Annotated in this window: 27 protein-coding genes; 6 read left to right on the forward strand and 21 right to left on the reverse strand. The window is 36.9% G+C overall.

Annotation, left to right across the window (positions count from 1 at the left end):
- The 5 genes from CCON33237_RS07930 to CCON33237_RS07950 form a co-directional block, all read right to left on the reverse strand.
- Positions 1-1,212, reverse strand: a complete 1,212-nt coding sequence (locus CCON33237_RS07930) for a beta-ketoacyl-ACP synthase II (RefSeq protein WP_054197140.1) — start codon at positions 1,210-1,212, stop codon at positions 1-3.
- 35 nt (positions 1,213-1,247) lie between these two features.
- Positions 1,248-1,481 (reverse strand): acyl carrier protein, encoded by a 234-nt coding sequence (acpP, locus tag CCON33237_RS07935; protein ID WP_054197141.1) that lies wholly within the window; start codon positions 1,479-1,481, stop codon positions 1,248-1,250.
- An 87-nt stretch (positions 1,482-1,568) separates the two neighbouring features.
- The gene (gene fabG, locus CCON33237_RS07940) at positions 1,569-2,312 is read right to left on the reverse strand and encodes a 3-oxoacyl-ACP reductase FabG (RefSeq protein WP_021083753.1); all 744 of its coding nucleotides are present in this window, start codon (positions 2,310-2,312) and stop codon (positions 1,569-1,571) included.
- Between the two features lie 57 nt (positions 2,313-2,369).
- Positions 2,370-2,789, reverse strand: a complete 420-nt coding sequence (locus tag CCON33237_RS07945) for a pyridoxamine 5'-phosphate oxidase family protein (RefSeq protein WP_054197142.1) — start codon at positions 2,787-2,789, stop codon at positions 2,370-2,372.
- Positions 2,790-3,158, reverse strand: a complete 369-nt coding sequence (locus CCON33237_RS07950; protein ID WP_054197143.1) for a hypothetical protein — start codon at positions 3,156-3,158, stop codon at positions 2,790-2,792.
- Between the two features lie 84 nt (positions 3,159-3,242).
- On the opposite strand from CCON33237_RS07950, the gene CCON33237_RS07955 reads away from it, so the two are divergent.
- Positions 3,243-3,764, forward strand: coding sequence for an ATP/GTP-binding protein (locus CCON33237_RS07955; protein WP_054197144.1), 522 nt, complete (start codon positions 3,243-3,245; stop codon positions 3,762-3,764).
- An 18-nt stretch (positions 3,765-3,782) separates the two neighbouring features.
- On the opposite strand, the gene CCON33237_RS07960 is transcribed toward CCON33237_RS07955, so the two are convergent.
- Positions 3,783-4,523 (reverse strand): EI24 domain-containing protein, encoded by a 741-nt coding sequence (locus CCON33237_RS07960; protein WP_054197145.1) that lies wholly within the window; start codon positions 4,521-4,523, stop codon positions 3,783-3,785.
- Entirely contained in the window at positions 4,520-5,215 is a 696-nt protein-coding gene (gene dut / locus CCON33237_RS07965) for a dUTPase (protein WP_054197146.1), read from the reverse strand. Before dut ends, CCON33237_RS07960 begins: the two co-directional genes overlap by 4 nt.
- Before the next feature lie 129 nt (positions 5,216-5,344).
- Between dut and CCON33237_RS07970 the strand changes: the two genes are divergently transcribed.
- Positions 5,345-5,533: a hypothetical protein gene (locus CCON33237_RS07970; protein ID WP_021091806.1), complete on the forward strand. Its 189-nt coding sequence runs from the start codon at positions 5,345-5,347 to the stop codon at positions 5,531-5,533.
- Here the strand turns inward: CCON33237_RS07970 and CCON33237_RS07975 are convergent.
- Positions 5,530-7,734: an EAL domain-containing protein gene (locus tag CCON33237_RS07975; RefSeq protein WP_054197147.1), complete on the reverse strand. Its 2,205-nt coding sequence runs from the start codon at positions 7,732-7,734 to the stop codon at positions 5,530-5,532. The two genes, CCON33237_RS07970 and CCON33237_RS07975, sit on opposite strands and share 4 nt — an antisense overlap.
- A 242-nt stretch (positions 7,735-7,976) precedes the next feature.
- Between CCON33237_RS07975 and CCON33237_RS07980 the strand changes: the two genes are divergently transcribed.
- Positions 7,977-8,516, forward strand: a complete 540-nt coding sequence (locus tag CCON33237_RS07980; protein WP_054197148.1) for a hypothetical protein — start codon at positions 7,977-7,979, stop codon at positions 8,514-8,516.
- On the opposite strand, the gene CCON33237_RS07985 is transcribed toward CCON33237_RS07980, so the two are convergent.
- Positions 8,509-10,191 carry a putative bifunctional diguanylate cyclase/phosphodiesterase gene (locus CCON33237_RS07985; RefSeq protein WP_236842010.1) on the reverse strand — a complete coding sequence of 561 codons (1,683 nt, stop codon included), beginning with the start codon at positions 10,189-10,191 and terminating at the stop codon, positions 8,509-8,511. The two genes, CCON33237_RS07980 and CCON33237_RS07985, sit on opposite strands and share 8 nt — an antisense overlap.
- A 654-nt stretch (positions 10,192-10,845) precedes the next feature.
- Positions 10,846-12,687 (reverse strand): invasion protein CiaB, encoded by a 1,842-nt coding sequence (ciaB, locus tag CCON33237_RS07990; RefSeq protein ID WP_054197150.1) that lies wholly within the window; start codon positions 12,685-12,687, stop codon positions 10,846-10,848.
- A gap of 90 nt (positions 12,688-12,777) precedes the next feature.
- Here ciaB and CCON33237_RS07995 point away from each other — a divergent pair, with 90 nt between their 5' ends.
- Entirely contained in the window at positions 12,778-13,191 is a 414-nt protein-coding gene (locus CCON33237_RS07995) for an acyl-CoA thioesterase (RefSeq protein ID WP_054197151.1), read from the forward strand.
- A gap of 144 nt (positions 13,192-13,335) precedes the next feature.
- Positions 13,336-13,974, forward strand: coding sequence for a Crp/Fnr family transcriptional regulator (locus CCON33237_RS08000; protein WP_054197152.1), 639 nt, complete (start codon positions 13,336-13,338; stop codon positions 13,972-13,974).
- Positions 13,975-14,065: 91 nt separating this feature from the next.
- Here CCON33237_RS08000 and CCON33237_RS08005 read toward each other — a convergent pair whose 3' ends face one another.
- From CCON33237_RS08005 to CCON33237_RS08055, 11 genes are all read right to left on the reverse strand, one after another.
- The gene (locus tag CCON33237_RS08005) at positions 14,066-14,932 is read right to left on the reverse strand and encodes a formate/nitrite transporter family protein (RefSeq protein WP_054197153.1); all 867 of its coding nucleotides are present in this window, start codon (positions 14,930-14,932) and stop codon (positions 14,066-14,068) included.
- Positions 14,933-15,095: 163 nt separating this feature from the next.
- Positions 15,096-15,542 carry a hydrogenase 3 maturation endopeptidase HyCI gene (locus tag CCON33237_RS08010; RefSeq protein WP_054197154.1) on the reverse strand — a complete coding sequence of 149 codons (447 nt, stop codon included), beginning with the start codon at positions 15,540-15,542 and terminating at the stop codon, positions 15,096-15,098.
- Complete coding sequence (locus CCON33237_RS08015) at positions 15,542-15,886, reverse strand: formate hydrogenlyase maturation HycH family protein (RefSeq protein WP_021091884.1); 345 nt, start codon at positions 15,884-15,886, stop codon at positions 15,542-15,544. Before CCON33237_RS08015 ends, CCON33237_RS08010 begins: the two co-directional genes overlap by 1 nt.
- Positions 15,883-16,707 carry an NADH-quinone oxidoreductase subunit B family protein gene (locus CCON33237_RS08020; RefSeq protein WP_021091627.1) on the reverse strand — a complete coding sequence of 275 codons (825 nt, stop codon included), beginning with the start codon at positions 16,705-16,707 and terminating at the stop codon, positions 15,883-15,885. The genes CCON33237_RS08015 and CCON33237_RS08020 overlap by 4 nt, the downstream gene beginning before the upstream one ends.
- Entirely contained in the window at positions 16,704-17,243 is a 540-nt protein-coding gene (locus CCON33237_RS08025) for a formate hydrogenlyase complex iron-sulfur subunit (RefSeq protein WP_054197155.1), read from the reverse strand. The genes CCON33237_RS08020 and CCON33237_RS08025 overlap by 4 nt, the downstream gene beginning before the upstream one ends.
- Positions 17,240-18,976, reverse strand: a complete 1,737-nt coding sequence (locus CCON33237_RS08030) for a hydrogenase large subunit (protein WP_054197156.1) — start codon at positions 18,974-18,976, stop codon at positions 17,240-17,242. Before CCON33237_RS08030 ends, CCON33237_RS08025 begins: the two co-directional genes overlap by 4 nt.
- The gene (locus CCON33237_RS08035) at positions 18,973-20,454 is read right to left on the reverse strand and encodes a hydrogenase 4 subunit F (protein WP_054197157.1); all 1,482 of its coding nucleotides are present in this window, start codon (positions 20,452-20,454) and stop codon (positions 18,973-18,975) included. The genes CCON33237_RS08030 and CCON33237_RS08035 overlap by 4 nt, the downstream gene beginning before the upstream one ends.
- Before the next feature lie 2 nt (positions 20,455-20,456).
- Positions 20,457-21,101, reverse strand: a complete 645-nt coding sequence (hyfE, locus tag CCON33237_RS08040; RefSeq protein WP_054197158.1) for a hydrogenase 4 membrane subunit — start codon at positions 21,099-21,101, stop codon at positions 20,457-20,459.
- Position 21,102: 1 nt separating this feature from the next.
- Complete coding sequence (locus tag CCON33237_RS08045; RefSeq protein WP_054197159.1) at positions 21,103-22,023, reverse strand: respiratory chain complex I subunit 1 family protein; 921 nt, start codon at positions 22,021-22,023, stop codon at positions 21,103-21,105.
- Positions 22,024-22,032: 9 nt separating this feature from the next.
- A complete protein-coding gene (locus CCON33237_RS08050) occupies positions 22,033-24,000 on the reverse strand; it encodes a proton-conducting transporter transmembrane domain-containing protein (RefSeq protein WP_054197160.1) in 1,968 nt (655 codons plus the stop codon).
- Position 24,001: 1 nt separating this feature from the next.
- Complete coding sequence (locus tag CCON33237_RS08055; protein ID WP_054197161.1) at positions 24,002-24,571, reverse strand: 4Fe-4S dicluster domain-containing protein; 570 nt, start codon at positions 24,569-24,571, stop codon at positions 24,002-24,004.
- 414 nt (positions 24,572-24,985) lie between these two features.
- Here CCON33237_RS08055 and CCON33237_RS08060 point away from each other — a divergent pair, with 414 nt between their 5' ends.
- Complete coding sequence (locus CCON33237_RS08060; RefSeq protein ID WP_054197162.1) at positions 24,986-26,071, forward strand: MBL fold metallo-hydrolase; 1,086 nt, start codon at positions 24,986-24,988, stop codon at positions 26,069-26,071.
- Positions 26,072-26,091: the final 20 nt, after the last annotated feature.

Below are 26,091 nucleotides of genomic sequence, written 5' to 3' on the forward strand. Positions count from 1 at the left end.
TTAATCCATCTTTTTAAATATTACGACGCCGTTTGTTCCACCAAAGCCAAATGAGTTGCTCATAACAGCTTTTATATCAGCTTTTCTAGCTTTATTTGGAACGTAGTCTAGATCACAGTCTGGATCAGGAGTCTCGTAGTTTATTGTTGGAGGGATAATACCGTCTCTCATTGCCATTATAGATATAACAGCCTCAATCGCACCAGCACCACCTAGACAGTGTCCAGTTTGACCTTTTGTTGAGCTAACTGGTGGACATTTGTCACCAAAAACCGCTTTTAGTGCCGCAGTCTCATTCTTATCATTTACAGGTGTTGAAGTACCGTGCGCATTTACATAATCTATCTTTACACCTTTTGCCATATCAAGTGCTTGTTTCATCGCACTTAATGGACCTTCAAGTGTTGGTGATGTGATATGGTGTGCATCTCCGCTCTCACCAAATCCAACTACTTCAGCATAAATTTTAGCACCTCTTGCAACAGCTGACTCATACTCTTCAAGCACAAGTGCACCAGCTCCTTCACCCATTACAAAACCATCACGATTTGCATCAAATGGCCTTGATGCCTTACTTGGTTCATCATTTCTAGTTGAGAGAGCTTTCATTGCTGCAAAACCACCTATACCTACACCACAAATAGTAGACTCAGCGCCGATAACTAGCATATTTGTAGCTTGACCAATCATAATGCATTTTGCAGCTTGCGATATCGCATGAGTGCTTGCTGCACATGCTGTTACGCTAGACAAATTTGGACCCTTAAGTCCGTGATTTATAGAAACTATGCCACCTAGCATATTTACAAGTGCAGATGGAATGAAAAATGGCGAAATTCGCTTTACACCTTTTTCAAAATATGTAATTGAATTTTTCTCAATATTTGGTAAGCCGCCTATACCGGCTGCTGAGCTAACACCAAATTTATGAGCTTCAAACTCTTTGAAGTTTGCGTCGGCCATAGCTTCATTAGATGCTTGTATACCGAGTTGTATGAAACGATCTACTTTTTTTACCTCTTTACCGTCTAAAATGCTATTTGGATCAAAATCAGTTATTTCGGCAGCAATTTTAACAGGAAAGTCGCCTACATCGAAGCTTGTAATCTCCTTTACTCCCGTTTTACCCTCGCAAATAGCCTTAAAAGAGCTCTCTTTATCAAGACCAAGTGCGTTTATCATACCAATACCAGTTACAACGACTCGTTTCAATACATCTCCTTAAATCAAACTGTGTAAATTTTTAATTATTTACCTAGTTTTTCTATATAATCTACAACGTCTTTGATGCTTATTAATTTCTCTGCTTCGCTATCAGGAATTTCTACTTCAAATTTTTCTTCTAAAGCCATAACTAGCTCTACAACGTCAAGTGAATCTGCACCTAGGTCTTCGATAATTTTAGACTCTAGTTTCACTGCTTGTGGATCTACACTTAGTTGCTCTACAACTACGTCTCTTACGTCTTCAAATACTGCCATTTAAGGTCTCCTTATAAAAAATGTCTGTTATCTTATAATATTTACGCTTTTATTTATTTTAAATTTCAAAACTTGTCTGAAATTTACCTACATATAAAGTCCGCCATTTATTTTAAGCGTCTCACCAGTTACGTAGCTCGCGTGATCACTTAGTAAAAATGCCACAGCCTCAGCCACCTCGCTAGCGCTGCCAAAGCGTTTAAGCGGGATATTATCGCTATAAGTTTTTTTCACCTCATCGCTTAGTCCATGCGTCATATCAGTCTCAATAAAACCAGGAGTTACGCTGTTAAAGCGTATATTTCTGCTTGCACCCTCTTTTGCAAAGCTCTTGCTCATGGCGATTAGTCCGCCCTTGCTGGCTGAATAATTCACCTGTCCAGCATTTCCCATCTCACCAACGATAGATGCGACGTTTACGACCGCTCCAAAGCGCTTTTTACTCATCACTTTTAAAGCCTCTCTACATCCTATGAAAGCTGAAGTTAAATTTGCATTTATCACATCTGTAAATTCGCTAGTTTTCATGCGAAGCGCTAGTTTGTCATTTGTGATGCCAGCGTTATTTACAAGGTAGCTTAGCTCGCCGTCGCTATCAACTATCAAATTTATACCTTTTATAAACTCATCTTCGTCTGTCGCGTCAAATTTTATCACTGCAGCCTTGCCGCCATTTTGCTCGATCTCAGCCTGCAAAGCGTCTGCTATCTCAGGCTTTGAGCGGTAGTTTATCCACACTTTTAAGCCCATATTTGCAAGCGTTTTTGCAATCTGTGCACCGATACCTCTACTTGCACCTGTTATTAGCACGTTTTTTCCGCTAAATTTCATAAATTCTCCTTATTTTTTCTAATTTTTCAATGATTGTAGCTTATATAAGCTTAACGTCTAAATTTTGCCACCTTTTTCCCATTTTATCTTCTTGCCAAAACCAAGAACATTACTAGTAAATTTTAGTTTTTCAAGACTTACACACCAAATTTTTGGGTCCATTACTTTTGCATAAAAAAATCTTTTGAAATAAATTTCTTTTTCATTTTCTTTGGCCTCTCTCATCACTCCTTGAAACTGCACGCCCTCTATCTTGCCAACGATCTTTGTATCAAGAGCGACCGTACCAGCTACAAACTTTGAATTTTTTAAAAATTTGATATGTGAGCTATCATCAGAGCTAGCTAACAAAAGGCTAAAATTTAGCTCATCAAAGGCGTAAAATGCACTAAAAGCGTAAGGCTGCCCATCATCATCGATGGCGCAAACACTTGCAAGATGCATCTTTTTTAAAAATTTTACTATCCTCTCATCCATCTAAATTCCCCTAAAAATGTCAAGAATGGCTTGAAATTTAAAGATGACTACGGCGATTATCAGCACCCAAAGCGTAAAAATAATGAACTCTATTATAGTAAATTTATCTTTTGCAACTTTTTTAAAAACAAGCATCATTAAAAATGCTCCTAAAAAGCCACCAATTAGCGAAAAATAGTGGATCGCATTTACCTTTACGAAGCTTGGCAAAAGCCCTTTAAAAAATAGTGAAAACATTAAAATTGAGAGTAAATTTGCAAGTATCAAGTAGTAGCCAACGACTGGTAAAACTGGGCAAATTCTAGCAAAAACGAAGCTTAAAACAGTGATAAGCATCAGCAAAAAGATCCTAGTCCCAAAACAACACATCGCCCGTCCTTTTTTGACGCATTTTACAAAATTTTGCTTTATGAAATTAAAAATTTGCCGATTTAGCCTCAAAAGGATTTAAAAATGCAAACAAATTTTTACTCTCAAGGAAGCTACAACAACATGAGCTTTTCGATGAAAACTAGCTCAGGCGATGAGATAAGCTTTTCGATGTATGATAACAAAAGTTTGGAGTTTTCCAGCCAGAAAAATGGCACTTCAAGCCAAAGAAGTCTAACTCTAACTCACGAATACGGCTATGAGTTTTCATATAAAGGAAACGGCATAGACGAGCAGGATATGAAAGAGATCGAAGAGGCGATGAAGCAAATTCGACCACAAGTTGACGAATTTATGAAAAACGTCAAAGAGGGCGACAAAATCGCTGGTAGCAGCCAAAGCATAAGTGATCTTTCAAACAAGATCAAGCAGATACTGCCTGACGCAAAAGATCCAAATCACAAAAATTTCATAAATGACAATATGCTAAAGATGTTTGACGAGCTTCTAGCTAAAAATGATGCAAACAAAAATCTACTAAGCGCTACAAAAAGGCTATTTGATACCTTGCTTGATGAGAGCAATAAGCTATCTTACTACGCATAAATTTAGGGCCGTCTGGCTCTAAATTTTTATGAGTGCCTCTCTTTGATAAAAGAGGTGCGACAAGACTATCACAAAATAAAGCTGAAAAAATAACCCAACAAGTGGCACAAGCGAGATGAGATAAAACAAAAGTGTAAAAACTATAAATTTAACCCCACCACCTTCAAGCAGTGCTAACTCAAATTTATCACTATCAAGCGTGTTTGAGCCAATGTCTATCAGTAAAAGTTTATAGTAAATGTAAAAAAACGGTACGTTTATGATAAATAAATTTAAGACTGGTACAAACAAAAGTGGCAGACAAATGAGTAAGATCCCAAGAAATTTCATGATCTCAACCATCGTCACTTTTAGCACTCTAGCCGTGCTAGCCTCGCTTTTAAGCACGTAGTTGTAGTGCCTTTTGTTTATCTCTTTGGCCACAACTGGAGTTAAAAAACCAGCTACGATTAGGGCGATTATTATGCTAATAATTATCGTTAAAAAGGTGCTTAAAACGTAAAAAAGTATGCTAACTATCCATTTTGTGGCACTAAAGCTTAAAATTTTAATAGCTATAAAAGAGAGCGTCGGGTTTGGCTCTAAAAAGGCAAAATTTTCGTTTTTAGCACTATCACTTAAAAGATCAAATATCTCACCGCCACCCCAGATCGTAAGCCACGCAAGACTAAAAATGCTAAGGCAAAGTGGCAAGATGGATAGCGCTATAAATTTGGCTGTAAAAAAATCTTTAAAGCCAAGGCGAAGAAGGTTTATCATTTCACCTTTTTATATTCATGCTCAAGTGCTACGTAAATTTCATCGATCTTGCTAACGCCATTTGACAAAATTTCACTCATCACTTCATTGTCTTCACGTCCGTTCCAGTTTTTCTTGTAGCTTCCCTCTTTATAGCCGTTGTCTTGGCGGAAGCGATTTAGCACGTTTTTGGCGATGTAGCACTCATAAAGCGAGTATAAATTTACGCCACATTTTAAAGACATAGAGAAGTAAATTTTTAAAATATCAAATATATCGTAGTCAAACCCACTACACTCATGTATAAGCATCTCGACATCATTCATTATCTCATAAATGCTCTCGTCTTCGATCCTTAAGGGCTCTTTGCAAAACTCACTAAAACCACTTGATTGGCAAATATCATCAGCTAAAGTTTCTATATCTCCAAGCTTTTTTGATTTATAAATTTGCAAAGCCAGACTCATTATAAAGTGCCAGATATCAACAACTTCTATGCGTAAATTTTGCTCATCAGTCTTAGCATCGATGCTCTTCCAGTGTTTCCATGCAAAGCTATCGATTAGCTCAGCGCACTCCATATATATGCAGCGCCTCCAGCTGATTAATTTATTTTTATTAGTATAACCATTTTCCCAGCCAAGCCCATTCGTCTCATCATTTAGGCTTTGCTGCATCTTTAACATCTCTAAAATAATCGTTCTTTCATTCATTTTAGGCCTTTTAAAATTTTAAAGGATTATAACAAAAAATTATTAAATGCCACGAGGTAAGCTTGACTTAAATCATTTTATGTATAAAATTTAGGAGCTAAAATAGGCAAAAATTTCAAAGGAGAAAAAATGAGAGAAAAAGATCTAGTGGTTTGCAATGTTTGCGGACTAAAAAGCAGTGATGATACAAATGCAGTTTTTATCCACGCTCATAAAAATGGTGAAGAAGTTGATATCTGCACCAGTTGTGTTCCAAGCGTGATCCATGGCTCAGGTATGGTCGTAAAATCAAACGAAGAGATAAAGGCTGAAATTTAAACTTTAGCTATCATTTGAGGATCTTGTCTTACAAGGTCTTCAAATTCTTCTGCACTCATAGGACGAGATAAGAAAAGTCCTTGAACTTCGTTACAATCAAGCTCTTTTAAGGAATGAATATCTTCTTCTTTTTCTACGCCTTTTGCGCCAACTCTTATCTTCATTGCCTTTGCTAAATCAATAATTGCAGATACGATTTGTGCATCTATTTTGCTATTTGATGCTTGAGCAACAAATTCACTTGCTATTTTTATACGCTTAACACCGTATTTTCTAATATAAATAAATGAAGTATATCCAGAGCCAAAATTATCTATGCAAACATCTATATTATTTTCTTTAAGAATAGAAAAAATTTTATCAAGCGTTTTAGTATTGTTTGTCCATATTTCTTCGCCAAATTCTATTTCAAAAAGCTCTGGATTTATATGATGCGAGCGTAAGCTAGAAATAAAATCTAAAACAAATTTTTCTGATTTACTTTGAATCTGTGCAACATTTATACTTATTTTTGGTATCAAGAGTTTTTCTTTTTGCAATCTATCTACATACTCTATGGTCTTTGAAACTAAAAGCGAGCAAATATCGTTTAAGATATCACTATTTACATTGACCTCTTTCATAAATTTACTTGCTTCCATCAAGCCAAATTTTTCTGATTTCCAATATAAAAAAACCTCTGCGTAGATCATTTTTTCAATTTTTAGATCAAATATTGGTTGAAAATATACATGAAGGTCTTCTTGCAAATTAGCTTTTTTAAGCGCGATCTCGATACTTGAGCTTAGGTGCATTTCATTGCTAATTTTATCGCTATAAACCATAGGATTTAAAGCTGGATTTTTCTTGGCGTAATACATTGCCATATCTGCATTTTTTATAATATTTCTTGGATTTGCCGTGCTATTTTTTGTTGCTACATCTATGCCTATTATGCACTTAAGCCCAAAGTGATATCTATCTATTTGAATTGGCTTTTCAATAGCATCTTTTAAGGCAATACCAAGATTTAAGCGTTTTGTATGACTATTTATCTCCATTTTTGCTAATACAATAAATTCGTCCGCACTAATCCTTGCTATGGCTTCTTGCCTATTGCAAACTTCAAGTATCCTCTTTGCAACTAGTTTTAAAATTCTATCGCCTATTTCATGCCCATAAGATGTATTTATGCTTTTAAAACAGCTTAAATTTATATAATAAACTGCGATTTCCTCATCTTCAGAGATGCTTTTGCACATTCTTTCAAGCTCATTTACTATAAAATTTCTATTGCCAAGGTCTGTTAGATAGTCTTTCTCGGACATATCTTGAAGTCTTAAATTTGCGAGCATAAGTTCATTGGTTCGCTCATGCATCGACTTTTCCATCTCTCTATGAAGATTTCTCTCATAATCTAATATTTTTCTGCTTGCAATAGAGCTTTTAACATAGTAATTAACAATAGCATTTACAACCAAGATAAATAGTGAGATAAGTGCGCTAAAAGATGTTAGATCTTCTTGTAATAGCAAAGGTAAAACTATTATTATTGGTAGCCATTTTGATCCTATTGAGATATCTTTATCGGTATTTGTAACATATTCGTTTTTAGCTTTTAAATGAAAAGCTCCTATCATTAAAAAGAAGAAAGGAACGATATATAAAAAATCTATTTTATGGCCAAAATTTACATTTGAGACCTGACTATAGAAAATAAATAAATTTAGCATCGTAAATAAAATGCTAGCTGATATAAGGTAAAAGCCGCTAATTTTTATATGAAGCAAACTGCTTGTAAAAATCTCACTTAAAGTAATAAAAAGTATAAGAAAATTTATGGCTACAATAGAGAGAAAAACGATATTTGATCTATTATTTATCATCGATAAGATATCTACTTCATCAAAAATACCATATATTAAAATTACTATTAAAAAAAAGACACTTATGCTATCCATAATAATGGCTAGTTTTTCTTGGCTGGCTGCAAATTTTGAATACAAAAATATACTAACGCCAGCTAAAATAGATATCATCGGCAACATAAAAAACACATCAAGATACGCATAAGAACTATAAGCCCGCAATAGTATATCTTGATTTAACACCATTAATGCATCGCAAATAGACCATAAAAAAACACCAAAACATATTGCAAGCCAATGCGTTATTTTGGTTTTTACTTTATCCATTGAAGTATAAATACCAAAAGTTATCATAAAGAAACCAAGCAAAATAGATATTTTTCCAATTAGATTATAGTCTAGTAAAGATGCTAATAGTGCAAATACGAATAGCGCTACAACTGCAACTAAGATCCATTTTCGCATGCCAGTTATAGATGATTTTGATATTAAAAAAATAGTGTCCCTCTCCTAAGAAATAGTCCAAATTATACAAAAATTGACTTTGCTTTTGGTTATAATTTCCCAAAAAATTTTAAAATTCACAAAGGTATCTTATGAAGTGCAATATCGTCATAAATGGACAAAATTTAATAGATTATAAATCTTTTAACTTATTTCTATCAAAAGCAGCAAGGAAACAATATTTTATAAATACCTTTATGGTATTTACAGAGGCTCTCATAGCTGGTTTTGTTGCTGATATGTTATTAAAAAGTAAAATTTTTACTATTATCGGAGCTGTTTTTGCTATATTTTGGATCGTTTTTTATCCAATCTTTTTGAAAAAAAGTCGTATCGCTGCATTAAAAAGAATTGAAATTTCAGATGTTCAAAAGCAAATGAATTTTGAAGTAAATGAGAAATTTCTGGCTTATTATGAAAGCGAACCCAAAGAAAATGAAAAATTTGACCTAAATGAAGTTAGTGAAATTTATGAACTCAAAAATATCTTTATCATTTTTTTAGAAGAAAAGATTCATCTAATAATCCCAAAAGATGAAGCTAGCTCAAAAATGATAAATGAGCTGGCTAAACTTTGCCATAAAGATATTTTGAAATTTGAAAATTTTAGTGCAAAGAGTATGCTTAAATAGCGCTTATTATAAGCTTTTCAAAATCCTCTGCACTCATTGGCTTGCCCCAAAGATACCCTTGCACCTCATCGCATCCAAGCTCTCTTAAAATTTCAAGCTGGGTTTCATCTTCGACGCCTTCAGCAATAGTCTTTAGCTCCACATTTTTAGCCAAAGCTATAACGCTTTTTACCACGTCTTTATCTATATCATTTTTAGCAATATTATCTATCAGCTCTTTAGCGATCTTTAGGCGACTCATAGGATATTTTTTGATGTAGTTCATTGATGAAAAACCGGCACCAAAATCATCTATGGATATGCAAATTCCTCTATTTGAAAGCTCAGATAACGCACTTTGCATCATCTCTTCGGCATTAACGAGGCTAGCCTCAGTGATCTCAACATCTACACAAGATGGATCGATGCCGTATCTATCTATATAGCTTAAAAATTTAGATGCAAAATTTATATTATCAATCTGTTTTGGTGAGATATTTATGCCTATTTTTAGGTTTGTATTATATTTCTCATTCCAAAAGGCCATTTGTTTTATAGCATTTTTTGCCACCCATTTTCCTATCGCATTGATAATCGAGCTTTGTTCGGCTATTGGGATAAATTTTGATTGATCTACCGGACCTTTTATAGGAGAGTTCCACCTAACAAGAGCCTCTGCTCCTACTATTTTTTTACCTTCTATTAGATACTGGGGCTGAAATTTTAGCTCAAATTCTTCATCAAAGCTTATGCTATTTAGCAATATTTCTATATAGTTTCTATCCTGAATCATGCTTTTTATATCACTATAAAAAACATACTTTTCAGATGCATCTTTCTTTGCTGCTTCTAGTGCTGCTTCTGATTGCATGATAAAATCATCAGCCAAAATTTCACTAGTTTGTGTCGAGCTAATCCCTATTTTCGCATCAAGTACAATTTTATAATCATCTATAACGATTGGCTCTGAAATAGCTTTTAGTAGATAGTGCAAAAATTCCCTGTAATGTACATTTTCGTTTTGCTTAAGAACAACGATGAAGTCATCTCCGCCAGATCTTGCAAATAAGGAATCGTTTGGTGGCAATATTGACTCAATGTTTAAAGCAAACTTTGCTATTACATCATCGCCGATATAGTGCCCGTACGAGTCATTTATCGCTTTAAAATGGTTTATGTCAATACTATAAATATCTATCTTTTCGCCAAGCGCCTTTGACTTTATCATTTCTTCAAGCCTTGCGATAAAATACTGGCGATTTAGAGCATTCGTTAGATAATCATATTTACTGATCCTTTGTAGGTGCCTATTTGTCTCTTCAAGCTCTTTTACTTTACTTTCTATCTGATTATTTAACACTTTTTTGATATGTATTTCACGTTTAATTAAAATATCCATCTTTCTAACATTAGAAAATGTATAAGATAATGCCCCGTACGCGAGCAAAGTAACTAAAATAGAAAATAACCATGTCAAATTTATCTTCCAAGAGTACAAGATCATGATCGTTAAAAGTACGGCAAAAACAAATAGCTTTTGTATTAAAATTTTATCAAAATCATTTCTAAGTGCCCTAAATTTTAGATTTGCCTCGCCCTCTCTTAAATGAAGTGTGGCAACAAATAACATAAAAAATGCACTCTTAAATACAATGTCATATCCAAAAAAGGATATTTCATCTATCCAAAAATCCATTGTAGTGGTAAAAATATCATAAACACTTATTACAATAAGCGCTATCAAGCATAAAAGTATAGATAGTCTTCTTTTTGAAAATTTAAGTGAAAAAAACGCAACAAATGAGGTACAAAACATAAATAAATCTATGGCAATGTAACTTAGATTAAAAAAATCTTTTTGGCTTAAAACTTGAGTTAAGCTTCTATCAAAAATCATAAACCACATAAAGCTAAAATATATTGCAGAAATAGAGACCGAGTCCACAAATACTTGCATTAAAAATAAATTTTTCAAATTTTTAATCAAAATATAAAAAGCAGAAAATGCAAACATAAAATATGAGACTACGTATGAGATTTGTATAAAATTGACTTTAGAAAGAAATCGTTTAAGAAAATCAACCTTATCATATAGCATCCACATAGTGTCTGATACTACCCAGCAAGTAAGACCTAGTAATATATATATCCAATATGTTTTTAAATTTCTTGTCTCTTTTAGCTTTAAAAATATAAATAATGTGATCATAAAATCAAATAGAGCAGTAATTATGTCTTCATAAAAACCACTAGCAATAAAATAACTAACAACATACACACAAAAAAGTACCGATATAAATAAAAAAGATGTTTGATTTTCGTTACTTATTTTACTTATCATGTTCCGTCTTTATATATCTTTCTCTTCCTTTTTGGCTAAGCTTTGCCACCTTTGCCACTCGCCACTTTCATCGACGTCGTTGCCGATAGCTTCGTATCTAGCGTAAAAATGCTCAACAAATTTCTTGCACTCTTCATCTTTTGGCAGATAGCTTAGCTCATCTTTTTGGCAAAATTTCTCCAAAAACGTGCTCGCATCATCTTTTTTAGCGTATGTTTGCGCTAGATCGAAGTAGTTTTGCAGGCAAATTTCTTTAAATTTAGCATAGGCTTGCTCGCTCATGTCCACACTTAGTTTTCCGTCAAACTCAAGCACTCCAGCCCTAAAAAGTAAGCTAAGATGTATGAGCCCCTCGCAGTAGTACGCCCTAACCTCATCGACCTTTCGCCACGCTATAAGCCCAACAGCACGAGCTATTAGCTCATGAAAGACGGCCATTTTGTACTCCGCCTCTTCGTGTAAAAAGAAATTTACTAACCCGCCAGTCGTCGCCTTATACTCCTCAATAAATTTAAAGACGCCGCTTTTATTCATACTCATCTCAGTATCAAGTCCGATAAAGAGGATGTGCCCAAACTCATGGCCAATGGTTGAGATTTCATAAACTTTTTTCCAAATTTTTGGCTTTAAAAATAAAATCTCTCTGCCAAAATCCAAAAACTCCTTGCTAAAAATTTCAGCCCCAAGCTTCATAAAAGGCTTTGCCTTTGCGCTTTCATAGACGTGATTTACAAAGGCAAAAATTTTCTTACCGCATTTTGCACTCACACTCTCATCATTTGGCACGACTTGAGCGCTAAAAAGTCCATTTAGCTCGGCACCATAATAGATCATCGGCACGCTTATATAAAGCTGCGTCCTAGCGATATTTTCGCTAACTGCCCTATTTGTCTCAGCGTTATCAAATTTTATCTTTTCGCAAACGCTTTTATAAGTTTTTGCCACTTTCTCTTTAAAATTATGCTCATCTATGCCCTCGCTATCGACCAGCCTGATGTCCCACTCAAGTGCGACTGCATGCGTGTAAGCGTCCTCGTAGTACTCTAGTGGATGGCCTGGCTGAAGTGCGCCTTTTACATCCATCCACGCTATCTCGGCTTCTTGCCAAGCGTTTATCACCTTTGCGTTGTCCTCTTCGCAAAAGGCATTTTGTAGCTTTTCAAGGTATTTTATGTATGATTTTTGCTCGTCATTTTGGGCTAAATTTCTTAAAATTTCAAGATTTTTAGCAAAGACACTTTTAAGCTCTCTCACCTCATCTTTAAAGGCAAGTGCGTAAGGCAAAAAGCTAAATTTCTCGCCTTCTTTTACTACCGCACCATACGTTCTATCAGCCCTTACGCCGTTAGCGTCACACTGAAATAAGCCGTTTTTAGTAATAAACTCATTTGCCTGGCTTAAATCTTTAAATTTAGCCTCAAATTCTTTGTTTGTAGTGTCGATAATACGATCCTGCCATGAAATTTGCCACGAATTTAGGCTTAGACCAAGCTCGTGCATAGCCTGCACAAAAGCTTGATTAAACTGATCTAAAATTTCCTCTTCTTTGGCCTTTTCTAAAAGCTTGGCGTGCAGATTTTCATATAAATTTCTAACGTAGACATACATTAAATTTAGTACGTTTTTTTGCTCGTCCTCGCCTAAATTTAGCTTTTTTAGCTCATTTTGAAGCGGATCTACTTTAAGATCTACTATCCTTCTTGCAAGGGCTAGTTTCTGACTTGGTGTGCCAGCAAGGCCACAAATTTTAACAGCCTCGTTTATGATATCATCGTCTAAATTTTTATAAATAGCATTTAACTTATTTTTTTGCTCTTTTGTAAGTTCGTTTAATCTTTTAAAATCATTCATATTTTTATCCCCTGAAGTTGCAAGATTTTAGCATAAAGCCTTAAAATTTGCTACAATCAACCAAAAATTTTAACATCTAAAAGGCAAAAAATGGATATTTTAAAGGATTTTGGTGAGCCACGTATCAAACAAGTTATGTTGCCAAAGGACACAAACTCGGCTGGAAATATCTTTGGTGGCTGGATAATGAGTCAGATCGATCTTGCAGGTGCTCAGGCTGCTAGAGAAATTTCTCCTGAACGTGTTGTGACCATTTCTATGAAAGAGATCATTTTCAAGCAACCTGTCTTTGTTGGCGATGTGCTAAGCTGCTACGCAAAGATCATCGCAGTTGGCAAAACATCAATAACAACACAGATAGAAGTAACTGCGCTGAGGCTAAATGACGGTGGTTTTAGAGAGACTATACATGTCACAAGCGCCATCGCAACCTACGTCAGTGTGACAAAAGATGGACATAAAAAACCTATAGATGAAAATCTAAAAAAACTTCACGGATTTTAAAAATTTGGTTGCATTTTATGCAACCTTCTTTTAAAAATTAATACTATTTTTAAAAATTATTGAAATTTAAAAATTAAAAGGCAAAAATTTCAACTTGATTAAATACTTTCTAAGATAAAATCCGAAACTACTTTTGGGAGAATCATGAAAAAGTCACGTTTAGGCCTTTTGCAAACACAAATTTTAGATATCCTAACTCAATCCGAGCTTGACAAATTTGAGTATAAAAACCTTCCAAAAACAAGCATCATTTACGCAGAAGAGATTGAAATCATTTTCTTAAAAAGTGGCTGTGCAAAACTTTCATTTTTTGAAGACGGGGAAGAATTTATCCTCTACCGCTTAGAGGCAAACAACATCGCTGTTCTTGATGATAATTGTGCTTTTGAAATTTTAGAAGATGCCAAAATTTACTCCATAAGCTTAAGTAAGATAGGTGAAATTTTATCAAATATAAAAGTAGTAGATGAAATTTTAAAAGCGGTGCTAAATGCTATCATCGTGCAACGTCAGATAATAAAATCCATACTTTTTGAAGATGCGAAAGGCAGGATTGCAAATTTTTTGATCGAGTTAGCACGCGAACAGGATCTAAAACAAAATGGCTATCATTATGTCTTTTTGCCATTTTCTTTAAAAGTGCTATCAAGCTTCGTAGGGCTTAAAAGACAAAGTGCCTCAACTGCATTTAATGAGCTTATAAAAGATGACATTATAAGAAAAATAACGCCACATGAGTTTTTGATCATAGATTACGAAAAACTTGAAAGCTACACAAATTAAAAATCAAAAATTTTTAATAAAAAAGATAATTGCTAGCAAAAAGAGCAATTTTAAAAGATTAGTCTTTGCCAAGAAGCAAAGACTAAAATTTTTAAGCTTTTTTCTTCATCTCAAATTTATTAGCCATGAAGCCAACTAAACCAACAAAGAAAAGTCCGCCGCAGATATTACCAAGTGTAACCGGAACTAAGTTTTTACCGATGAAATTTCCCCAGTTTAAAACTTCTAGTTTTTCAGCCGTGATGCCATGTCCCAGAGTCGCAGCCGCAGCAGTGATATCTCCGCCGCTTGCTGCTATATAGTGAGCTTTTGAGATGATGGCTTCAGTTATGATGAACATATTTGCAACGCAGTGCTCCATAGAGCAAGCTACAAACGCGCCGATCATCCACATAATGGCAAAGAATTTACCAGATAGATTGCTCTCACTTGTCGCAGTCCAAATAGACATACAAACAAAGACGTTACAAAAGATACCGCGGATAAATAGCTCGTGAAATGGTGCTGTGATCTTACCAATAGCAGCCGGCACGAAGTGTTGTAATATGTAGCCATCATACTTTAGTGGCAAGCCTGAATAGTAGTACATATATGCAATCAATGCACCGCCAACAAAGTTAAATATCCAAACGATAGCCCAGTATCCAATAGTCTGTCCTAGTTTTAGCTTGCCTTCATATGCGCTAACACCGCTTAAAACAGAGCTTGTAAAGAGGTGACCGCCATAAAAAACAACCATCATAAGACCACAACTAAATGTGATACCACCGATAAAATTTGAAAGACCTATAGACTGGTTTTCAGCCATACCAACTGTTGAGTGAGCCCAAAAAATATCACCCATAGCAATAGCAGCTCCAGCCATGATAGCAAGGAAGATAATACTAGTAAGTGGCATATGAGCCTTATGCTCCATAGAGCTTGAGACCGCTTGAGCGGTTTCTGCCGGATTTAACATCACATTCTCCTTTTTATTTTCAATCTCGCACATGAGCCAGGCTCATCTTTGCGACCAAAGTTTAACACTTTGCAAAATTACTAAAGTCAAATCACTGCTTGCGATTAAAAGTAAAATTTTGTCTTTAGTAACCAAAAAGACTAAATTTAGCTATTTACTAAATTTAACCGACTAAATTTTTATCAATCTCTACAATTCTCAAAAAAGCTTTTCTGGCACTTTTTTTAGCCTGCTCGCTTAGACCCTCTTCAAAATCAAGGACATTTTCAAGCAAGACGCTAATGCCAAGAAAAAGCGTCTTTGGACAAATTTTACGCAAATAGCTTAAAAGTACTGGCGTTGGGAGATTGTGGGTTGAGTAGATGTAGTCCCTATCGTCACTTAGGTCAAAAAACTCTATCTTATCCTCATCAAAGCCGCTCATCGCATCAACTACTATCAAGATATCAGGCGCAAATTCTCTAATGGCCGAAAATTCATTCTCAGGCACATCTTGCCCAAAAAAGACCTTCCACTCTTTTAGCTCAGCTTCTACAATGCGACCTACTTCATTACCCACATCATCATCGCCACGCATAGGATTACCGATGCAAAGGATGGCCTTTTTCATCAAAAGTCCTTCCTAAGCACGATATATCCTTCTTTTAAATTTGCCAAAATTTCTTTAAGCTTACACTCACAAAGCTGTGGCAAGAGTTTAGCGATATGCTCGGCAAAAATTTCAACTTCAAAATATTTGCTTAAATTTCCGATCTTAAATTTCACGTATTCGCCTGAGTTTTTGATCATCTCGTCAAATTCCTCATCGCTTAGCTCTAAAATTTTCTCGCTAAAGTCTATCGTGCCAACGCCATGTCCCACGCAAGTGGAGAAAATTTTTATCTCCTTTAGCTCGCGTGGAAGCTTATCGTTGTCGTCCATATGCCTTTTTGTAAGCTTATAAACTTGTATCATCTCTTACTCCAAACCTCGCTATCAACGTCTATCGCAAAGCTTTTATCAGCTTTTGCATATTTTAGATAGACATCATTATGCAAAAGCCCCATGCACTCGGCATATCTAGGATCTTCCTCTTTTTTAATAGCTGTAAGCACAGCCTCTCTTGAAATGCTTGGGTCATGGACATCTTTTGAACATTTGATAGCATTCATATATTTTTCAAAAAGGATTCTACCAAAGATATAGCTCATTAGCCTTCTACTTTCAGCTTGCAAGTCACGCTCAAACAAGATATCGCCTATGACCGACTTCTCAACTGAAGGTGGCAATGTGTTATCTTCCTCATAGCTTTTTTTATGAAGTTTTTGATCGATGATACCAAGAGCCATTCCAAGGCCGTAAATAATGCTTGCTGGATGTGGAGGACAGCCTGGGATATAGACATCAACTGGAATTATCTTATCAATGCCACCCCAAACGCTATAAGCGTCATGGAAAATTCCACCACTGCTTCCGCACGCACCAAGAGCAACTACGATCTTAGGATCTGGAGTCGCCTCATAAGCACGAAGAAGCGGATAATACATCTGTCTTGTTACAGGACCGGTGCAAAGTAAAATATCAGCGTGTCTTGGGTTTGCCACAAGCTTAAAGCCAAAGCGCTCAGGGTCCCACATCGGTGTAATAGCCGCAAAAATTTCTATCTCACAGCCGTTACAGCTTCCGCAGTCGATCCTATAAACGCTAAAGCTTCTTTTGATATTTTTTAGATGCTCTAGCTTTGCAGTTAGATCATTTGCTGTTTTTATGTCCTCTGGGACTTGATATAGACTCATTTTATAGCCTCCTCAATGCCTTTTGTTAGCCTCTCAGCAGATTGATTTTTCTTGCACTCTGGGCAGATATAAAGGTAGTCTTTTGCCTCTTCAAGTCTGCCTGGGAGTAAATTTGCAGTGCCAAGCTTTTCAAGAGTAAAATTTATAAGCCTTTTTGGTGTAAATGGCTTGCCGCAGCATTTGCAAGTTTGCATCTCAAGCTCGCCCCTTTGTATAAGAGCGCTCTTGTCAAATTTAACCGCAAGCTCAAAGCTATCGCTAAGTCTTACAGCTCCAGTTGGGCAAACCTCATCGCAACGTCCGCAAAATATGCAGCGTCCGCAGTCAAATTCCCAAACAAGCTTTGTTTGCTCCTCGTTCATCTTAAGCTCTATCGCGTTACTAGGACAAGCGATACCGCAAGCTGCACAACCTATGCAAAGATCGTATGTATAGTTTGGCTGACCACGGAAATTTTCAGGAACAATATATGGCTCAAATGGATAGGCGTATGTCGCTTTTCCATATTTTTCTGTGATGTCAAATAACTTCATCATCTTAAATCCTTCTTACTAACCCCGCCATCTTGACAGAATTTTTTAAGGTCTTTCTCTGTTAAAATTTTGCTCTTTTTAGTCCTTACATCGACTAATGTAACACGCTCTGTACATGAGTAGCAAGGGTCAAGTGAGCAAACGATAAGTGCAGCATCACTTATGTTGTTTCCTCTAAATTGATACCTTAGGCTTGGCCAGTTGTTATATGTTGCAGCCCTACATCTCCAGCGATATACTTTTTGAGCACTACCTTGCATGATCCAGTGGACATTCTCGCCACGTGGTGCTTCATCATGACCAAGTGCAAAATTTTCAGGTTTGATCATAGTCACAGGATCGATCATGATCGGAGTTTGAGGCATTAGCTCAAAGCATTGGCGGATGATGTGGATAGAGCTTTTTAGCTCTTTATATCTAACCATCTCGCGAGCAAAAACGTCGCAACCATGCTCAACTGCTACTTCAAATTCTATCTGTTTAAAGAAATCGTATGGATGATCGTAGCGGTTATCACGTTTAAAGCCAGAGCCTCTCATATTTGGACCAACTGGGCTAAAGTCACGTGCTATTTGACGGTCTAAGATACCCACACCTTTCCAGCGTCCGATTTGGCGTTTATCCTCCATAACTGCGTCCCAAATTTCTGAAATTTGAACGTCAAGTTTATTTATGATCTCGATACCCTTTTTGATCTCTTGGTTTGTCATATCACGTCTTAAGCCACCCATAACGACGTTGCCGTATGTTTTACGTCCGCCAGTTACAAGTTGGGCTAGCTCCATAGAGTACTCACGAACCCTAAAGATGTGCATAAACGCATTATAGTTACCAGTGACCTCACAAGCTAGACCGATATTTAAAAGGTGGCTGTGAAGACGCTCGATCTCAAGACAGATGACGCGTATAGCTTGAGCTCTTAGTGGAATTTCAAGTTTGATAGCTTTTTCTGCCGCTTCAATACAAGCAATAGCGTGAGCATAACCGCAAATTCCACAAACTCTCTCTGCAAGATAGCCCATTTGATCATAGTTCATTCTGTTTTCAGCTAGCTTTTCCATACCGCGGTGTTGATAGAACAAGCGGTAGTCAGCATCGATGATCTCGTCGCCGTCACAGAAAAGTCTAAAGTGACCTGGCTCATCTGAAGTAATATGCAGTGGTCCAAGTGGCACATCAACTACTGCATCGCCTGTTGGGAACAAAAACTCCGCATCAGGCTCATCTCTGTGATCAACCGGATCAGGGCGGTAGCGATAATCCATCGCATCTTTTCTAAGTGGGTGAAGTCCGTCTGGCCAGTCATCACTTAAAACTAGACGCCTTTTATCAGGCAAACCTTCAGCCACTAGACCAAACATATCATAAGCTTCTCTTTCGTACCAAACACAAGCTGGCACTAGTGGAGTAACAGATGGGAATGTCGGATCGCTTCCTGGGATAAGAGTTTTAACTGTGATAAAGCACTTATCCTCAGCTGCAAAGTCGTCCGCTTCAGTCATCTTGCTACCTTCCATTGAGATAGCATAGTAAAGCGCAAAGCTGCCATTTATCTGGCGCTCGTCGTTTGGTATCATTGTGCTTATGAAGCCGCCAATATCATAATAAAGCGTTTTAACAGCTAGTGGAAGATCATTTCTATCAACCAAAACTGTGATCTGATCGTCTGCTTGACGAGTTACTTCTAAAATTTTTACCTTGTTTTTTAGGATTTCAACAAATTTATCGCCTCTCATTTTAAAGCTCCCATCATTATATTAACACCGTTATCTACTAGCGTATAAAAGCTATCTACGTGCCATACGCCAAAGATTATGATAAGGGCACAAAGTGCTATAAGAGGTAAATTCTCTAACAAACTCATCTCTTTATTATGAACAACCACACTTTTTGGCTCGCCAAAGCTTGCCATGTTAAAGTGCGCAAAGTCAGCTATGAAAATAACTGCAAGTGCAATAGCAAATAGCGCAACTGCGATGTATTGACCGCTTGTGATAGCTCCTACAAAGACGTTATATTCACTAACAAATATAGCAAATGCTGGAACACCAACTAGTGAGCAAACAGCCGCGCCAAACATTATAGTGGTGATCGGTGCGATCTTAACCATGCCGCCCATCTTACTCATATCTTTGTGGCCATAAATTCTTGCGATATTGCCTGTTGAGCAAAATGCCAAAGCTTTTGTGAAGCTGTGAGCTAAGCAGTGGAATATCGCTGCAAATAGACCAAATTTACCGCCAACACCAAGTGCAAATGCGATAACACCCATGTGAACGATTGAGTGGTATGCAAACATTCTTTTTACGTTGTGTTGTCTGATTAGGAAAAATCCCGCTACAAAGAGTGTGATAGTTCCTGAAACGATCATTATGCCCTCAACAAAGCTAAATCCAACTGCTTGAGCTGTGATAGCGTAGTATCTTAAGAGCGCTAGCATCGCACATTTTAAAAGCACACCTGAAAGCAAAGCTGAGATAGGCGCTGGACCTTCAGCGTGAACGTCTGGTAGCCAAGTATGAGTTGGCGCAAGACCAGCTTTTGTACCAAAACCAATTAGCGCAAATACAAAGATAAGCTTTGCTGCATCTGGGTTTAAATTTTTAGCATTTGCCATTATGCTTGAAAATAGCATAGAAGCTTCGCCATCTCCTAGAGTGCTAAATGTAGCTGAGTATAAAAGAACAGTCGCATAAAGTGCAAATGCTAGGCCGATTGAGCAAAGAACGATGTATTTATAGCCACTCTCTGTTGATTTTTGATCTTTGTGGATAGCGACCAAAAATACTGAAGCAAGAGTTGTAGCCTCGATAGCTGCCCACATAAACGCAACGTTATTGCAAATAACGCTTAAAGTCATTGTAAAGATAAATACATGGCTTAGTGCATAATATTTTTTAAGATCACTTAAGTGGATGTGTCCATCTTCAAGCTCCCATCTCATGTAGTGGATAGAGTAGAAATTTACTATAAATCCAGTTACAGCGATAAGCACCAAGAAAACACAGCCTAAGCTATCTAAAAACAAAAATTTATCAAAACTATAAAAAGTTCCGCTACTTAAGACTTTAAGAACATTGTTAAGTAAAGCCACCGATGTCGCAGCAGAAAACAAAACGTGAAGTCCGCTTAATACCGCATAATTTTTAGGACTCAAAAACAAGACCAAAGCACCAAGGAGCGGTAAGATAAGTATTAAAGCTAAACTATCCATCTCTAACCCCTTAAATTTGAAGCTTTAGAAGTATCTAAGCTATCATAAGCTTTATAAAATCTAATCGCTAGAATGCTCATGATGATAACGGCAAATATCGCATCTGTTAAAATTCCAAGCTCAACTAACTCATGTGAGTTATAAGCCATTAGAGCAAGGCTTAGGTGGATACCGTTTTCAAATAAGCAGTAAGCTAGAATTTGTTTTATAAATGAGTTTCTTAGCATGAAGCCAAAAATTCCCATCATAAAGACTGTTCCAGCAGCTATTAGCATGATCTCTTCTTTGATAAGAGAGAATTTTAAAAATATAGGGTGGATACTCATTGAAAGAGCTAGAGAAAATCCCATAGCGATAACAGGGCTTACAAAAAATCCACCAACTGGCTCATCTTCGCTAACTACACCTAGCTTTTTAACAAGCCAGAATAAGATAGCTGGTACAAAAATAACTTTGGTAAAGAACGCAACGATCGCCCAAGTTGTGAGCTGTTCGGCATTAAATTTTTCAGATAATAAGAAAAATATGCTAACTAAAAGCAATGTCTCAACCGCATAAGCGATGATAGATAGCTTTAAATTTCTAAGACCAAAAACCGCAAGCGAAGTTACGATCATGCAAATGGCTAAAATATCAAGTGTTTGCATCTCACACTCCTACTACATAAAGTGTTAGTGCAACAAACGAGATAGTAAGTGCACCAAGCGCATTCTTGCGTAAAGATGAAGTCATTTTAAAGCGTGGGCCAAAGTTGTCTATAAAGACAGCTGCTACGTAAAATACTCCAGTTTTTATCACAAAAACGATGATAGCTAAGAAAGGATTGCTAAAATTCCATGGCTCAAATATAGTTAGGAAAAGTCCGATCATAGCAAACTGTTTTAATATAAGTGATGCTTGAACTAAACCAAGGTCGCTACCTGCGTACTCGCCAAGTAAGCCCTCTTGAAGCTCTTGTTCTGCTTCAGCTACGTCAAATGGTTTTCTGCCAGTCTCAACATACATGCACCATAAAAATGCGATAGAAGCTACGGCAAAACTTGGGATTTGATATCCGATAACGCCAGTTTTTACCATCTCTTGGATCTCAATTAAATTTGATGTTTTAGCTGCAAGCATTACGACGATTAGACACATGATCATGACTGGCTCAACATATACGCCCAGCATTTGCTCCCTGCCGCCGCCTGTTGCTGCAAATGGGTTGCCGCTATCCATTGAAGCTGCACCAAATACAAATCTAAGCAATGCGCCAAGATAAAGGATCACAAATATATCTGAATACGCTCCAAAAACAGTATCCTTGCTATATGTTATAGGTATAGCAGCTAGTACTGCAGCTGAAGTTGCAAAAAGGAAAAACGGAGCCCATCTAAATACCCAGTGTGAGCACTCAGGGACGGTTCTTCCTCTTCTAAATAGTTTTATAATGTCGCGATATGTTTGAAAGAAATCGCTACCTTGTTTTGATTGAAGTTTAGCCCTTAGTTTTCTTGCCATACCATCAAACAAAGGAGCTACCAAAACGATAACGACTACTTGAAATATCATTAAAAGTATAGTTTGCATTTTCGTCTCCTAAACTAAAAAGTAGCCCACAGCAAGTATGGCACAAAGATAAATTAGGATATAAAGCGTATAAACGTTTGTATATCCGCTTTGAACGATGCCTAATTTATCAGCAAATTTCATACACCATTTGATGACTGGCTCATAAAACATTCCCCACCAGATATCTTTTGGATGGTTGTGATATTCAACCGCGTCAAAATAATTTCTAGTAACGATCTTTTTATCAGCTCTAAATAGCCATTGCATGATCTTTCTAAGATCACCTGTAAATGGGCCACCTGTCATTTGCATACGTGAGCTATATTTAAAGCCACATGCCCAAGGATCAGTCTCGCGTGGTTTATCTCTGTTTGCTTTCATAACAGCAAGGATAATAAATGGCAAAATCATGGTTGAGCAAAGAACCAAAGCAATTAGTGGAGTTGAGATCATACTGCCTATTGGTGAAGTTACGTTTATAGCACCAAGACTAGCTTTATAGTCGCTTATAGCGATAGAATTTACAGCTTGCATAATGTAATCAACTATGTAGTTTGCGCCAAGACCAAAGCCCACACATCCTATCATTAGGATGATCATACCAAGAACCATACCTATTGGACTCTCTTTAGCATTTTCCCAAATTTTTTGATCTCTTGGAGTACCTGCAAAGATAACAGCGTAAAGTTTGAGGTGCATACCGACCAAAACGCCTGTTAGTGCAAGAGCTACGACACCAAGTGTAAATGCATATCTAACTAATGTTCCCTCGCCCATTGCACCTTGAAGCATACCTTGATATGTAAACCACTCTGAAACAAAGCCATTTACTGGAGGCAAGGCTGCGATACCCATGATACCTATAAACATACCAAGGCTTGTCCATGGCATCTTTTTAGCAAGACCACCAAGGATGTCCATATTTTGTGTATGAGTAGCGTGGATAACTGAACCAGCGCAAAGGAAAAGCAGACCTTTAAATATAGCGTGGTTAACTACGTGGTAGCAACCTGCTAGAAAACCTACTGCTGCAAGTGTTAAATTTCCAGCTGCAACGCCGTAAATTCCTGTGCCAAGACCTAGCAAGATGATACCTATATTCTCAACTGAGTGATAAGCAAGCAAAGCTTTGAAGTCGTGTTGGCAAAGAGCGTATAAAACACCAAATAGTGAGCTAGCTGCACCAAGAGCAAGTATAGTAAGTCCAAAATATGTGCTAAGTGGCAAGTAAAGTGTAAATTTAACTAATGTAAATAGAGCAACTTTAATCATAACGCCTGACATAAGTGCTGAAACGTTTGATGGTGCTGCTGGGTGAGCTTGTGGAAGCCAAACGTGGAATGGCCACATACCAGCTTTACTACCAAAGCCGACCAAGAATAGTATAAATACAGCAGCAGAAGCGCCAAATGGCATCTTAACACCCATAAATGCGCTAAATTCAAAGCTTCCTGCATAGTAAGCTGTGATAAGCAAGCCACAGGTTATACAAAATGCACCGATTTGTGCGATACCAAGATATACCATAACCGCTTTAAGTGTATTTTTACCGTCATTGACGATGATAAGAAATGATGATACAAGAGTCATAAGCTCCCATAAAACAACAAAGCAAAATACATTGTCAGCGCTGATTACTAGAAGCATTGAAAGGATGAATGTGTTAAACAAACATGCAAACACACCAACATTTGCTTTTTTTATGTACTCTTCTGCATAGCTCATACCATAAACACTACTTGCAAATCCGATGAAAACAACGACAAAGCTGAAGAAATTTCCAAGTGGATTTAGTGCAAATTTTGGCGAATACAAAAAGCCATCCATAAGAGCAAAGCTATCACTTACTCCCATATTTGCAACAAAGTGACACATCGCATAAAAGCAGCTTATAGCACTTAGTCCAAAACCAACTTTAACAGCGGCTTTTGGAGCGCAGTAGAGCAAGATACTAACGACGGCACTTACAAGAAATAGCATATAAACCGTAGTCATCTTATGCTCCTTGTCCGTTTAAAATTTTAGTAGCAAATTTATTCGCTGCATCGTAGTCTATCCTCTTGCCAAGCTTATGTTTGCCCTCTTCTGGATCTATCATAACAAGAGCACTCGTCGGACAGACATCAACGCAAGCTGGTCCATTTTCACGGCCAAAGCACATATCACATTTTACTGCGATGTTTTTTGCGCCTGATTGTGACTCTACTTCAAGATAGTATTTTGGCTCGACAGCGTAATTTACTGAAGGCATAAGCTCTGCACTTGAGCTTATCGCACCATAAGGGCAAGCGATCGTGCACATCTTGCAACCTATACAAATTTCCTCGTGAAGCTCGATGCAATTATCATTAAATCGCAATGCTCCAGTTGGACACACATTCGCACAAGGACCATCGTCGCATTGTCTGCACTGAGTTGGCATAACGCCAGTAGCTTCTCTTAGCACACTTAGCCTTGCACGTGACAGCTTGCCGCGCTCATAAGCGCTCTTAAAACATGCAGCCATGCAGGTTGCACATCCTATACAGCGTTTATAATCGGCAATCACAAATTTATGTTTTTTCATAAATTCCTCCCATTAAACAAGGCTAAACTGCCCTGCTCACTTTTAAAGTGATGGTTAGTCACCAAAATAGAGATAGTTAAATTTTTATTTAACATCTCAAACGCTCCTTCCTAATTTTTGTAATAATTCTATAACTTACAATGAATAAATTCCGTCATCTATCTGACAAATTTTGTATTTTTAGAATTAAATTTTTATTTTATATATCTTTAAGATTATCTACTTAATATCGATTTTTAGGTATGTTTATTTGCTAAAGGATAATATTTATTAATAAAATTTTCCTATAAAGAGTAAAAATATCTTAATTAAGTTTAAATTTACAAGTTAATTATTTAAGCTCGGGTTAATTAAATAAAACTGAAATTTAAAAATCTAAAATATAATCCGACCTTTAAATTTAAAAGGCTTTTTATGGGAATTTTTATAGTTATACTTTTGCTTATTGTTGCAGTTTTTGTATTTATGAGATTTGCCCCAGTTTTTGGTGGCGTGCCAGATATTAAAAGCCAAAAGCTGATAGAATCTTCGCCAAATTTTAACGGCAAAGTTTTTATAAATTTAGAGCCCACTATTGATATGGTAAAGAATAATCCGCAAGCATCTATGCTAAATTTCGTCCGCCAAGCACTTTTTCCACCAAAAGGTAAGCTACCAACTAAGCCTTTACCAAATTTAAAATTTGACGCAAATGCGCTCAAAAATGGCGAGTTTATCTGGCTTGGGCACGTTAGCCTCATATGCAAGCTTGATGACAAAACTATCATCACAGATCCAGTTTTGCACCGAGCATTTCCACTGCCAATTGGCGGTAAGCCCTTTGCCTACGAGCATGCTATCACCGCTAGTGACTACCCAGATGTGATCGATGTCGCCCTCATCTCGCACGATCACTACGATCATCTTGATCATAAAACGATACTTGAGCTAAAAGATAGAATTTGCAAATTTCTAGTGCCACTTGGTGTAAAAGCTCATCTTGTAAGATGGGGCGTTGATGAAGACAAAATTTATGAGTTTGAATGGTTTGGTGAGCAAAAAATAGGAAATTTAAACTTTACGTTTTGTCCTTCAAGGCACTTTAGTGGGCGCACATTTAAAAGAAATACGACGCTTTGGGGTGGCTGGGCGGTTGAAGAGGCTGGCTTTAGCTTTTATTTTAGCGGAGATGGCGGATACGGCAAGCATTTTAAGATGATAAATGAGAAATTTGGTGCCTTTGATCTAGTTTTTATCGAAAATGGTGCTTACGGCGATGGCTGGCCTTACGTGCATATGAAGCCAGAGGAGTCAGCGCAAGCGCTAAAAGATCTTGGTGCAAGGCTTGGTGTGCCGGTGCACTGGGGCAAATTTGATCTATCTTATCACGCTTGGGGTGAGCCGATCAAGCGTTTTGAAAAGGCAGCGACAAACCTTGAGCTAAACTACGCAACGCCGATGATCGGAGAAGTTTTCACTACCCAAAATCCGCCTAGAAAAAAGTGGTGGGAGAAAATTTAGGAATAAAATTTGCTATAAAT

This window comes from Campylobacter concisus, assembly GCF_001298465.1.
Taxonomy (GTDB): domain Bacteria; phylum Campylobacterota; class Campylobacteria; order Campylobacterales; family Campylobacteraceae; genus Campylobacter_A; species Campylobacter_A concisus.